This is a genomic window from Mucilaginibacter sp. R-33 (assembly GCF_049949235.1).
In the GTDB taxonomy this organism is placed as follows: Bacteria; Bacteroidota; Bacteroidia; order Sphingobacteriales; family Sphingobacteriaceae; genus Mucilaginibacter.
This window is the reverse complement of record NZ_CP188089.1, coordinates 2,870,276-2,882,224: the sequence shown is the minus strand read 5'-3', so window position 1 is coordinate 2,882,224 and position 11,949 is coordinate 2,870,276. Positions and strand designations below refer to the sequence as shown.

Annotated in this window: 12 protein-coding genes; 7 read left to right on the top strand and 5 right to left on the bottom strand. The window is 42.0% G+C overall.

Annotated features, from left to right (window positions below):
* The first annotated feature begins 73 nt into the window (after positions 1-73).
* The 4 genes from ACP26M_RS12030 to ligD all read left to right on the top strand — a co-directional run bounded on the left by ACP26M_RS12030 (position 74) and on the right by ligD (position 5,452).
* Positions 74-718 (top strand): carbohydrate-binding family 9-like protein, encoded by a 645-nt coding sequence (locus tag ACP26M_RS12030; RefSeq protein WP_426589145.1) that lies wholly within the window; start codon positions 74-76, stop codon positions 716-718.
* 31 nt (positions 719-749) lie between these two features.
* Positions 750-2,045 (top strand): sugar MFS transporter, encoded by a 1,296-nt coding sequence (locus tag ACP26M_RS12025; RefSeq protein ID WP_426589143.1) that lies wholly within the window; start codon positions 750-752, stop codon positions 2,043-2,045.
* A 496-nt stretch (positions 2,046-2,541) separates the two neighbouring features.
* Positions 2,542-2,718 carry a DUF3606 domain-containing protein gene (locus ACP26M_RS12020; protein ID WP_426589141.1) on the top strand — a complete coding sequence of 59 codons (177 nt, stop codon included), beginning with the start codon at positions 2,542-2,544 and terminating at the stop codon, positions 2,716-2,718.
* 7 nt (positions 2,719-2,725) lie between these two features.
* Positions 2,726-5,452: a DNA ligase D gene (ligD, locus tag ACP26M_RS12015; protein ID WP_426589139.1), complete on the top strand. Its 2,727-nt coding sequence runs from the start codon at positions 2,726-2,728 to the stop codon at positions 5,450-5,452.
* Between the two features lie 56 nt (positions 5,453-5,508).
* On the opposite strand, the gene ACP26M_RS12010 is transcribed toward ligD, so the two are convergent.
* The 4 genes from ACP26M_RS12010 to ACP26M_RS11995 form a co-directional block, all read right to left on the bottom strand.
* A complete protein-coding gene (locus tag ACP26M_RS12010) occupies positions 5,509-6,015 on the bottom strand; it encodes a hypothetical protein (RefSeq protein WP_426589137.1) in 507 nt (168 codons plus the stop codon).
* Positions 6,016-6,085: 70 nt separating this feature from the next.
* Positions 6,086-6,736: an HD domain-containing protein gene (locus ACP26M_RS12005; protein ID WP_426589135.1), complete on the bottom strand. Its 651-nt coding sequence runs from the start codon at positions 6,734-6,736 to the stop codon at positions 6,086-6,088.
* Positions 6,737-6,806: 70 nt separating this feature from the next.
* Entirely contained in the window at positions 6,807-7,676 is an 870-nt protein-coding gene (locus tag ACP26M_RS12000) for an AraC family transcriptional regulator (RefSeq protein ID WP_426589132.1), read from the bottom strand.
* Between the two features lie 12 nt (positions 7,677-7,688).
* Complete coding sequence (locus ACP26M_RS11995) at positions 7,689-8,243, bottom strand: DUF1543 domain-containing protein (protein ID WP_426589130.1); 555 nt, start codon at positions 8,241-8,243, stop codon at positions 7,689-7,691.
* A gap of 153 nt (positions 8,244-8,396) precedes the next feature.
* Here ACP26M_RS11995 and msrA point away from each other — a divergent pair, with 153 nt between their 5' ends.
* From msrA to ACP26M_RS11980, 3 genes are all read left to right on the top strand, one after another.
* On the top strand, positions 8,397-9,005 hold the full coding sequence (gene msrA, locus ACP26M_RS11990) for a peptide-methionine (S)-S-oxide reductase MsrA (RefSeq protein WP_426589128.1): 609 nt from the start codon (positions 8,397-8,399) through the stop codon (positions 9,003-9,005).
* Positions 9,005-9,523, top strand: coding sequence for a peptide-methionine (R)-S-oxide reductase MsrB (gene msrB / locus ACP26M_RS11985; RefSeq protein ID WP_426589126.1), 519 nt, complete (start codon positions 9,005-9,007; stop codon positions 9,521-9,523). The genes msrA and msrB overlap by 1 nt, the downstream gene beginning before the upstream one ends.
* Positions 9,524-9,772: 249 nt before the next feature.
* Positions 9,773-10,804 (top strand): class I fructose-bisphosphate aldolase, encoded by a 1,032-nt coding sequence (locus ACP26M_RS11980; protein WP_426589124.1) that lies wholly within the window; start codon positions 9,773-9,775, stop codon positions 10,802-10,804.
* A 46-nt stretch (positions 10,805-10,850) separates the two neighbouring features.
* Here the strand turns inward: ACP26M_RS11980 and ACP26M_RS11975 are convergent, their stop codons facing one another.
* Positions 10,851-11,948 carry an alginate lyase family protein gene (locus ACP26M_RS11975; protein WP_426589122.1) on the bottom strand — a complete coding sequence of 366 codons (1,098 nt, stop codon included), beginning with the start codon at positions 11,946-11,948 and terminating at the stop codon, positions 10,851-10,853.
* Position 11,949 lies beyond the last annotated feature (1 nt).

The following is an 11,949-nucleotide window of genomic DNA, read 5'->3' as shown; positions in this document are numbered from 1 at the left end:
ATTAATTCTGCATGAATCATTGATTTGGGATGCGCTTTTAGTAAATTGAAACTAAACATTTTATAAAATAACAGTGAAGGAAGTTTACGCCCCCTTTATTCCGGGTACTTACAATGAAAATAACCTTGATGAGCTATCGGTTTTGCTCGAAAAAGGAGAAAAGTACGCTATCGATAATCTTTTATGGAGCGATACCGGATATTTTCCATCAGTTAATTTTTCAATAGGTCATACCGAAAATGGTATCGCCTTAAAATATTTTGTAGAGGAGCAGTATACACAGGCAACTTATAAAACAGTAAATGATCCGGTTTATAAAGATAGCTGCGTAGAGTTTTTTATAGGTTTTGGCAGGGATGACAATTACTACAACCTGGAATTTAATGCTCTCGGAACCGCGTTGGTTAGCTTTGGTAAAGACCGTAACAGTAGAGAAGCGGTACCTGATGATACGGTGAGTGGTATAAAAACATTAAGTAATATCAATTGGGCAAAAGACCCAACCGGTTTTAACACTTGGGAGTTAACATTGTTAGTCCCTTTCTCCATTTTCATTTATCACGACATTAAAACATTGAACGGGATTACCGGCAAGGCAAACTTTTTTAAATGCGGCGATGATCTGCCCGAACCGCATTTTATAAGCTGGAATAACATAGATAGCCCCGTGCCTGATTTTCATTTGTCGCAGTTTTTTGGTACGGTAAAGTTCATTTAAAATAAAATACCTCTAAATAAAATAACATACTATGGCCCAGGCAACAAGTTCAGTAATCGAATCGCCGGTAAAAAAATCCGCGATAAACCCCATTGTAATTATCGGTGCTTTGTTTTTCATTTTTGGTTTTGTAACCTGGATGAACGGTACGCTTATTCCTTATTTAAAAATAGCATGTGAGCTAACTACTAAAGAAGCATATTTTGTAACTACCGCTTTTTACATTGCCTACGTTGTTATGGGGATTCCTGCGGGTAAAACCATCAAAAAATTTGGCTTTAAAAACGGCATGGCTATTGGCTTGTTTGTAATGGCAATTGGGGCATTGATATTTATACCCGCGGCAATGACCCGCACTTACGGTATATTTTTAATAGGTTTATTTGTTCAGGGTACAGGTTTAACTGTATTGCAAACGGCGTCAAACCCATACATTACTATTTTAGGCCCCGCCGAAACAGCTGCGAGGCGAATTAGTATCATGGGGATCTGCAATAAAATTGCCGGCGCCTTAGCACCCGTTATTTTGGGTACGGTAGTACTCGCCAATATTGATTCGATAACAGAAAAGCTTAAAACTTTAAGTGCAACAGAAAAAGCACTGGAGTTAAATGAGCTGGCATCAAGAGTGATTATGCCTTATAGCATCATGGTGGTAGTTTTGATTTTGCTGGCCATCCTTATTTATTTTTCATCATTACCCGAGATCAACACCGAGCATGAAGACGAAACCGTAGCTGCCGCAAATACCAATAAAACAAGTATTGTACAGTTTCCGCATTTAATGCTTGGCGTAGCAACCTTGTTTGTTTATGTAGGTGCCGAAGTTATTGCCGGCGATTCAATTTCACTATACGGCACTTCTCAACATATCCCGTTATCAACAGCTAAATTTTTTACATCCTGTACTTTGATCTCCATGATCGTTGGTTACCTGGTTGGCGTTTTCTGTATCCCGAAACTGATCACACAACAAAAAGCGTTGGTAGCTTCGGCAATTTTGGGTATCATTTTAACTATTGCAACATTGTTAACCCACGGCTATGCATCGGTATTTTGTATTGCATTGCTTGGTTTGGCCAATTCGTTAATGTGGCCGGCTATATGGCCGCTGGCACTGGCCGGTTTAGGCCGCTTTACTAAAATAGCATCTTCATTATTGGTTATGGGTATTGCAGGCGGCGCTGTTTTACCCCCGCTCTACGGTTATTTTTCTGAAAAATTTTCGGCGCAGTCTGCCTATATTTTACTCATTCCTATTTATCTGTTTATCCTTTATTATTCCACAATAGGGCATAAGGTAGGCAGGCAAAACATAAAAGCCTGATCGTAACATTCCTTTAAGCGTTTTATCTAAAAGCCTGAGAAGTGAACCTTCTCAGGCTTTGTTGTTTGAAACTGCCTTGAATGCGATTTAGAAATTGTTTGTAGCACCGGTAAACGATTGGTTGTTTACCACTAATAATCACTATATAATCGTCAATGCTCGAAATATAGTTAGTTTTAATGTAGTGGTATAGATATAATTTACTGGTATTTAAATAGTTAGTAAATGGCACGCAGTATGCGTAAGTTTTACCGAAAACCGAATTAAAAACATCTAAAAAAATAACTATGGAAACGTTTATATTCTGGGTAACCCGTCTGGTATTGCTTGCCTGCCTTGCTGTACTGGTTTACATGATAATGCCAAGCTACGCCGACCAAAGTGATGGGTGGGAGTAAACATCTGCTGATTAATAAATTTTATTACAATAATTTATTAATTAATAATCAAACCTTTAATTGGCCGATCTGTTAACATATCAATCATAAAACTAATCATGAACAACAGGAACAAAGCCGCATTGCATGACAATAGCCTAATCAATACTAGCGAAAGTTATGAGGTTGAGTACTGGGCAAACAAATTTGGTGTTCGCCCGGAAAGATTAAAAACAGCGGTACGTGCCGTTGGAAATTCAGCCGCTGCAGTAGCCAAGTTTTTGAACAACAAATAGCACCATTATGAGCCTGGAAAAGTATGCAGAAAAACGCGATTTTAGCAAAACCCGTGAACCCAAAGCGGGGAGGAGCAAAGACAAAGACCACCTGATGTTTGTGATCCAAAAGCATGATGCTTCGCGTTTACACTATGATTTCAGGCTTGAAATGGATGGCGTGCTTAAAAGCTGGGCTATACCCAAAGGCCCCTCAACCGATCCTAAAGTCAAGCGCCTTGCTATGATGGTTGAGGATCATCCATTTGACTACCGGAATTTTGAAGGCCTCATCCCCAAAGGTGAATATGGCGGTGGTACCGTTATAGTTTGGGACGAGGGTACTTATGAACCCATTGAAGAGATCAAAGGCAAAAAAGCGCAGGAAAAACACCTGCTTAAACAACTCGAAGCGGGCTCGGTAAAGATCAAGCTCCATGGCGAAAAGCTGGAGGGTGAATACGCCCTTGTTAAAACCCATGGTATGGGCGAAAACGGCTGGCTGCTCATTAAGCACAATGATCAATTTGCCTCGGTTAAAGATATTACCAAAAAAGATAAATCTATTCTTTCTGGCAAAACCATTGAAAGTATGGAAAAAACCAGCGAAAAGGTTTGGCAGCACGGCCATGAAGAGAATGTAGAAAAGCCTGAAAAAGCAGGTAAAAAAAAAGTCCTGAACGAACCGGTTGAGCAACTGGAAGATAAAGTTGATACCAAGGCTACTGAGGATTTTGATGTTGAAACCCTGCTGAAAAAAGCACCAAAATCAAAAGCTCCCGCTAACATCAAACCCATGAAGGCTACCCTTGTTGATGAGCCTTTTGATGATTCCGATTGGCTATATGAGGTTAAGTGGGACGGGTACAGGGCTATCGCAATAATAGACAAAAAAGGAGCTGAGCTCATCTCACGTAATAATCTACCTTTCGATAAATACTATCCCATCAATAAATTACTAAAGGAGTGGCAGATCAACGCTGTAATTGACGGCGAGATCCTGGTATTGAATGACAAAGGCATCTCCGATTTTGGAGCGCTGCAAAACTGGCGGAGCGAGGCCGATGGCAATTTGGTTTATTACGTTTTCGATATCCTTTGGTACGAGGACAAAAACCTGATGGGATTACCCCTTAAACAACGCCAGGCTATTTTAAGTGCGGTTCTTCCCACCAATGATGAGCGCATCCGTCAAAGCAAAGTTTTTGATACGGGTGGCATTGAATTTTTTAATGCCGCTGAAAGGATCGGCCTCGAGGGTATTATCGCTAAGAAAGCAAGCAGTGTTTATACTTCTGATCTCCGCTCAAAGGAGTGGCTCAAAATAAAAGTGCACCGCAGGCAGGAGGTGATCATAGCCGGGTTTACCAAAAACGCCGGGACTTCCAAGTCGTTTAGCGCATTGGTACTTGCTTTATATGATAATAAGGGTAATCTACAGTATGCCGGCAAAGTAGGCACGGGCTTTTCTGATAAACTGCAAAAAGAAATGATGCAGCAATTTAAGCCCCTTATTACTGATAAAAGCCCGTTTGAGGTAGAGCCGGATGTAGATAAGCCATCGCGGTTCAGGCCGCAGCGCTTGGGTGCAAAACCTACCTGGCTTAAGCCCGAATTGGTTTGCGAAGTCGCCTTTGCCGAAGTAACCGGAGACGGGGTGTTCAGACAAGCCTCTTTTAAAGGGATGCGTACTGATAAAAAAGCAAAGGATGTAGTGCTTGAAACCCCAAAAGACACCACCGAAACGGTGGAAGAAGCCGAAAGTGTTGATAATGATAAACATGCTAAAGCCATTAAGCCTGTGAAAAATACCGATCGTAAAACCCTGCTTAACCCTAAAGACGAAACGCAGGTGCGTAAAATTTGCGGGCACGATCTTAAATTTACCCATCTGAGCAAAGTTTACTGGCCCGAAGATGGTGTTACCAAGCGGGATATGTTCAATTACTACTACCAGGTTGCCGATTATATTTTGCCTTATTTAAAGGATAGGCCAATGTCACTCAACAGGTTCCCCAATGGTATACATGGGCCAAGCTTTTATCAAAAAGATGTAAAAGGGAAAGCTCCCGATTGGATCACCAAAACATTTCCTTACACTACAAGCGAGGGCGAACACAAAGAGTACCTGGTAGGCTCTGATGAATCTTATTTATTGTGGATGGCTTCATTGGGCTGCATTGAAATGAACCCCTGGTTTAGTCGCGTAAAATCGCCGGATAACCCTGATTATTGCGTGATCGACCTCGATCCCGATAAAAACACGTTCGATCAGGTTATCGAGGCTGCTTTGGAGGTGAAAAAGGTACTGGATGCCGTGGATGTACCGTCATATTGCAAAACATCGGGCTCAACAGGCATGCATATTTATATCCCTCTGGGTGCTAAGTATGATTATGATCAATCGCAGATGTTTGCGAGGCTCGTGGTGGGCATCGTTCACAAGCAAATTCCCGATTATACAAGTCTGGAGCGCATGGTTGCCAAACGAAATGGTAAAATGTACCTTGACTTTTTGCAGAACCGTCCGGGAGCTACCATTGCCGGCCCTTATTCATTAAGGCCAAAACCAGGTGCTACGGTTTCCATGCCCCTGCATTGGGATGAGGTTAAACCAGGGCTCACCATGAAAGATTTTACCATTTTTAATTCTATCGATCGCCTAAAGGAAACCGGCGATCTTTTTAAAGGAGTGCTGACTAAAGGGATCGATCTTGAGAAAACGATAAAAAAGGCGAAGAGTGTGTTTGAATAGGAAAAAAACACGTCATTGCGAGGTATGAAGCAATGACGTGTTTGTAGTAAACTACACTAAGCTACCGCCGCCGAAAGGATCACGCCATTATGCGCATTCTCTACACCGTTGGCATAGCCATTATTATCGATGAACATCTTTTCATTTTCTATCAGGAAGTGTGCCCCACCTACAAAGAAATTTCCTTTAATGGTTACCACATAATCGGGGTGCTGCGCGTGAATTTCATTAAGTACGTGACTTGAAAGACCGTGAAATTCATGAGGATCAAGCTCATAAACATCCAGCACCGGCTCGGCATGGCCGGGTTGAAATACTTTAATACGGCCGCCGGTTATATCAAGCTGCACATTAGCATTGTTTTCATTGTTATTGGCGCTTATCCTGATGACTTCGCCGTTCGGCGCGTTAATATTGGCATCAATGGTAAGTACCTTGCCTTTTTGGTTGTCATAAAATGACAGGATCCTCAAAAACTCAATATTACTAAGCCCATCACTATAAGTGAGCGTGTTTCGTTCGCTTAAAAAAATGGTAGTCCCAAAAATGAATGCATGTTTCATAACGGAAATTTTTAATTGGTTAATTGATAATGATACAATTACCAAAAACGCAAAATGTTTTAAAATTCCGTTATTCTTTCCAGGGCGAATGCAGGATACAATCGCAAAAGTTTTTTCGGTGAAAATTAGGGATCATATAAGCACAAACATCGGCCTTAATATTGCCAAAAGTGGTCTCGGTTTTATGCTCAAACCCTCCGAAAAACGTTGGGATGATCTTCTTTTTAAAATCATTGCGCGGAAATGCGGTAATGATCTCCTCCCTGTTGGCATCGCTTAAATTTTCATAACCCTCGCCCATAACGTCAAGCCCAACGCCCGAATACATCAGGGCAACTTCAGGCTCTTTATACTCGGCTACGCCAATGGTGGTATGTAAGGCAATGGTATCCCACACCAGTTGAAGCTGATCTTTAGGCAAACCATAGCTTGTTAAAAAATCGCGGGCGGCATTGGCTCCATCTACCTCAAAACGTTTATCGGGGCTGCTGTAATGAGGTGTTAAGCCCAGATCATGAAAAATGGAGCTTACAAACAGCAATTCAGGGTCATATTTTAATTGTTTGCGTTCGCCGTTGAGAGACGAAAAGATAAATACCCTGAGTGAATGGTTATAAATAAATTCGGTGCCGTGCTCTAATAAAAGTTCGGTGGCGTGATTAGCGATAGCGCTGTCGGGAATGGCGATTCCGGCTATGGTTTTTACTTTGTTTATTGACATGATTTTAATGGAATTAATACCCCTCAAAATTATGCCGGTTCCGCACGCTAAAAATGTTAAAACCGGTTAATCACATGCCAATATGTACAAAGTGTGAGCGGTACTGATAGGGTGATACCAGCGTATTTTTTTTAAAGAAATGGCTGAATTGCTCGGGTGTTGAAAAGTTAAGGTAATAGGCGATCTCCTTTACGGGCTTTGCCGAAAACTGCAGGGAGCGCTTCGCTTCTGAAATTAGCTGTCCGTTAATGATGTCTTTTGCGCCCTTGCCGGCACAACGGTTGCATAGCTCGGTAAGTTTTCGTGTTGAAATTCCCATTTGCCTGGCAAATTCAGCAACCTCATGCGTGTTTTGATACTGGCGACTAACCAACTCCAGGAATTGGCGGTAAAGCTGGTTATCATGACTATCAAAGCCTTTGCTAAGTGAGGCATTTATATTGGCCGTTTTGATCATGATGATCTTTAGGTATGCCGCCATAGCATCCGGCTTATTGATGTAGCCAGGCTTAAGAAACTCTATATGCAACGTTTTAAAAAGTGGATCAATTTCCTGTATATCATTGGCTGTTAATGGGATTTGCTGGTTATCTGATGCATTGTTGAATAATACAGCTTTACAATTGCTGGCGCTTTCCGGTGTTTTTTCCCAAAAGCAATCGCCAAAACAAATGGCATATCCGGTTAATACAGCATCGGCAGACAAGGTAAACAGCTGGCCTTTTGCTATCAACAATAATTGATTACCGGTAACAGGGTAGGAGGAATCATCAATAACAACCTGGCCCGAACCTGAAGTAATTAAAAATATCCGGTTATAAGTAGCCCTGTGCACCCTTTGATCATCGAAATGCTGTTCGTCCCAGTTTTCTACAGAGAAAGATTCTTTGATATCCCTATCGGCAATGATATTCAGTAGTGCGTTTGCTGATTTTTTCATGGGTAGCTGCTTTTACAAATTGCTTAATTTAAAATAACCAAGCACGATCTTATCTTCAGGAATATCGGCTCCCGGAATAAGTTCGATCTGGTATTGCCCTTTTTGAGCAGGACTAAGGATGTCTTCTACATTATAAATATCATCAACATCAACGCCATATTTGTCGTCAATGTGTGAGTTGGCACCTTTAAAATGGTTCTGCTTAAAGAAAAATGTTTCTTTGGCATTTTTTGATGCTGCTGCAAAATCATTTTGAACTGTGAGCACTACGTAATGCTGCTCTTCAAATTTATCGGGCTGATAGCCTCCAAGATTGATGAAGAATAATTTACTGCTTTGAGAATTATTATCGCTCCGTGGAGCAATCCTGACAGCATAACCATCAACTGTATTTACCTCACGCCATGCATCAATATGGATCTTTTCAGCCCCGGGCCAAAACGCGCGGATCTCTGGTACAAGGTCACGGAGAGATGAAGCTATCCCAAAGAATATATCATGTTGTTCAATGTGTCTGCCGGGTGGTTTGCATCCCAGCATAAGCATAAACAGTTTAAGGGTTTCCATGGGGTAAAGTTAGTATAAGCTATAAAACGAAATTAAGCCGTTTTGTCAAACAACTATCACAAAGCATTAAAGTGGTAACTTTGTTCAACGCTAACTATGTTTTTTACGTTAGTTGCTATAAATACGCATCGTATTAAAGCTATTTTGATATACATGAAAAAAATAATTTGTTCAATAGCCGTGCTGTTAACGGCTTGTTTCTCTGTTTTTGCATCAACCCCTAAAAAACGTTTGGATACAGCCACCTTCGCTACCGGTTGCTTCTGGTGTACCGAGGCTAAGTTTCAGCAGCTGAATGGTGTTGAAAAAGTGATCTCAGGTTTTTCTGGTGGGCATGTGACTAATCCATCTTATGAACTGGTTTGCACCGGCACAACCGGCCATGCCGAAGCCTGTAATATTATCTATGACCCGGCTAAGATCACTTATGATGAATTGCTGGCCGCTTTTTTTGTAGCGCACGATCCGACACAATTAAACAGGCAGGGTAATGATGTAGGTACGCAATATCGCTCGGCCATATTTTATCACAATGCTCAGCAAAAGCAAAAAGCTCAATATTATATCAGTAAACTGAATGCCGAAAAAGCTTATAAAGATCCGATAGTAACGCAGGTAGTTCCATACAAAGCTTTTTACAAGGCCGAAGATTATCATCAAAACTATTTTAACCAGAACGGCAGTCAGCCTTACTGTAAATATGTGATCCAGCCCGAACTGGAAAAGTTTAAAAAAGTGTTTAAAGATAAACTGAAGCAATAATGAAAGTGGCATATATGATAGCGGCACTATTGTTTTTAACAACAGGCGTGTTTGCGCAGCAGGCAAAAACAATAAAGGGGCACGAAAACAATCCTTATTATTCCAATACCGATACCAAGCATTTAAATGTATCAAATGCCGAGTGGAAAAAGATCCTGCCACCGGCTTTGTATGCTACAGCAAGGGAGCAGGAAACAGAGCGTGCATTTACCGGTAAATATTGGAACAAGGATACCAAAGGCACTTACTATTGCGCGGTATGTGGGAACAAGCTTTTCCGTTCGGATGCTAAGTTTGCCAGCGATTGTGGCTGGCCAAGTTTTTATGAGCCTGTACGCAAAAACAGTGTAATCTATAAGGAAGATAACTCGTATGGTATGCAGCGCACCGAGGTGATCTGTGCCCGCTGCGATTCGCATTTGGGGCATATATTTGATGACGGTCCGCCGCCAACGCATAAACGGTTTTGCATGAATTCTGTGTCGCTTGATTTTGTGCCTGAAGGGTTTGGGTTGTAAATCGTTTGAAACGTTAATTTTCTGTTTCATTGCCGTGGACTTTAATGTTGTGCAACAGTCACTTTAGTCAACGGCAATGAATTTTTTTAATGATCGATATAAAAAATCATTGCGCTTTGAATTCGCGGCTTTTCGCACATCAATTTATCATCTAAAGTCATCCACAAGTAAAGCTGCAATATTCCATGCGCCGCTCAAAACAAGTATGAATTAACTTGTGTTATCCACCAACAACCAAGCAAATTACTTATGGAACTGCAAAGCCTGAAAGATATCGCAAAACAGCTGATGGCCGGTAATAAAGGCCTTTTAGCAATGGACGAAAGTACCGCAACCTGTAACAAACGTTTTAAAGCGCTCAATATCCCTCAAACGGAAGAATACCGCCGTAAGTACCGCGACCTGATCGTGAACACGCCGAGGCTGGAAGAAGCCATTAGCGGAGCTATTTTGTTTGATGAAACCATAAGGCAAAGCACTCCGGACGGTAAACTGTTTGTCGAGATCCTGAAGGAGAAAGGAATTATCCCGGGTATTAAGGTAGATGAAAGCGCAAGGGACATGGAAGGTTTTCCCGGCGAAAAAATAACCGAGGGGTTGGATGGTTTACCGGAGCGCCTGGCCGAATATTATAAAATGGGCGCTCGTTTTGCCAAATGGCGTGCTGTTATAACCATAGGTGAAAATACTCCAACAAGTGGAAGCATCAAAGCCAACGCTTTTCTGTTGGCCCGCTATGCGATTATTTGCCAGGAGGCAGGCATTGTGCCCATTGTGGAACCCGAAGTTTTAATGGACGGCGATCACTCACTTCAAACCTGTGCCGATGTAACCAATGAGGTTTTACACGCTGTGTTTAACCAACTGTATCAGCAAAGGGTAAATTTTGAAGGTATGATATTAAAACCTAATATGATAGTTCCCGGAATTAAGGCTGCGCAGCAGGATAGCGCTGATGTGGTGGCCGACGCTACTATCAATTGTTTTTTACGCTGTGTGCCTGCGGCTGTCCCCGGTATCGCTTTTCTTTCTGGCGGGCAATCTCCCGAGTTGGCTTCCGAACGGTTAAATGCTATGCATGTGCGCTTTAAAGGCAAAATGCCATGGGCTTTAACATTTTCATACTCCCGCGCTGTACAACAACCGGCCCTTGAAAAATGGGGTGGTAAGGACGAAAATATTGAAGAGGCCCAAAGATTATTATATGAACGCGCGCATATCAACACCATTGCCCGGGATGGCAAATATACGCCGGAGTTGGAGAAGCATCCGGTAGCATAAAACAAAAACGCCGCCTTTTTCGGACGGCGTTTTTGTTGGGTTGTTTTTATAGCCCCTTAACTTTACAATGGGTATAGGTGGTAAAACCTAAAAAGGTATTGTCTATAGGGACGCCAAGCGGTGCTTGCAAACTCCTCAGATATTTTAAGTTACCGGTATCGTAGTAACCATAGGCAACTTCAACGCCCGGGAAAATCCTGCTGTTTAAGTTACAATAGTCGCAGCCCGTTTTTTGTTCGTAAGCTTTCCGCATAAAATCGTAGCCAAGGCTGATGTTTTTATGGCCGAGTTTCCATAAACTATTATCTCCCTGTATTTGGGCAATAGCAGCAGCATATGCGTAAGCTGTTAACGAATATTGGTAATGCACGCAGTCTTTACGTACGCAAAGCTCGGGCAAAGTTCCATCCGATTGAATGATGTTTGGCAATTCTTTTACCAGCAAATCGTACCCAGCCCGATAAACCGAATCCTGATCTAAAAACACACCGATAGCCATCTTTGCATATCCTGCAGAGGCATCCCAGTTGTTTTTATAATCGGGGATCTTGTTGATGTAATCATCTTTTACGTTGATAAGATATTTACTGAATTGTTGAATATCAGCAGCAGCCCATCCGGCAGATTTACCCTTTATCTTATAATATCTGATGATCTCGGCAGCAGCAACAAAGCTTGGTGTTGTCCATGATGCTTCCAGATCGGGCTGGTTGGGATTGGTTTTTCCCGGCAGCAAGCCATAATCCTTAAAGGCATAAGCCCAACCGTTCAGTAAACCGATTGCCTTTTTTGCATAATCGGAGTTACCAGTGGCGGCCCAGGCCAGTGCGAAGGCGTAAACCAGTTCACAATCCTTCCTGATCTGGGTTTTTGAAGGTGAAGTAGCCCCTTTTGAACCAACTATAATGGTTGACGGGAACGAAGTGGGGTTTTCATGATCTTTAATAAAATCCAGCACTTTTTGATAGGCTGCGGTGCGCATGGTGTCACCTGCTTTCAGTTGTGCGCTGATGAGGTCCAAACTGGCCCTGGTATTTAAAATACCAGGGTGCACAAATCTGGTTTTATTGTTTTCCTGTGCCTGCAAACTAAAGCTAAAGAGCAGCAACAGGAATGTAAATAAGGCCGTTTTATTATATCTCATC

Bases quoted from the DNA above. Each gene is read 5' to 3' on its own strand.
- ACP26M_RS12025 (WP_426589143.1), top strand. From the start codon at position 750: ATGGCCCAGGCAACAAGTTCAGTAATCGAATCGCCGGTAAAAAAATCC.
- ACP26M_RS12020 (WP_426589141.1), top strand. From the start codon at position 2,542: ATGAACAACAGGAACAAAGCCGCATTGCATGACAATAGCCTAATCAAT.
- ligD (WP_426589139.1), top strand. From the start codon at position 2,726: ATGAGCCTGGAAAAGTATGCAGAAAAACGCGATTTTAGCAAAACCCGT.
- ACP26M_RS12010 (WP_426589137.1), bottom strand. From the start codon at position 6,015: ATGAAACATGCATTCATTTTTGGGACTACCATTTTTTTAAGCGAACGA.
- ACP26M_RS12005 (WP_426589135.1), bottom strand. From the start codon at position 6,736: ATGTCAATAAACAAAGTAAAAACCATAGCCGGAATCGCCATTCCCGAC.
- ACP26M_RS12000 (WP_426589132.1), bottom strand. From the start codon at position 7,676: ATGAAAAAATCAGCAAACGCACTACTGAATATCATTGCCGATAGGGAT.
- ACP26M_RS11995 (WP_426589130.1), bottom strand. From the start codon at position 8,243: ATGGAAACCCTTAAACTGTTTATGCTTATGCTGGGATGCAAACCACCC.
- msrA (WP_426589128.1), top strand. From the start codon at position 8,397: ATGAAAAAAATAATTTGTTCAATAGCCGTGCTGTTAACGGCTTGTTTC.
- msrB (WP_426589126.1), top strand. From the start codon at position 9,005: ATGAAAGTGGCATATATGATAGCGGCACTATTGTTTTTAACAACAGGC.
- ACP26M_RS11980 (WP_426589124.1), top strand. From the start codon at position 9,773: ATGGAACTGCAAAGCCTGAAAGATATCGCAAAACAGCTGATGGCCGGT.
- ACP26M_RS11975 (WP_426589122.1), bottom strand. From the start codon at position 11,948: ATGAGATATAATAAAACGGCCTTATTTACATTCCTGTTGCTGCTCTTT.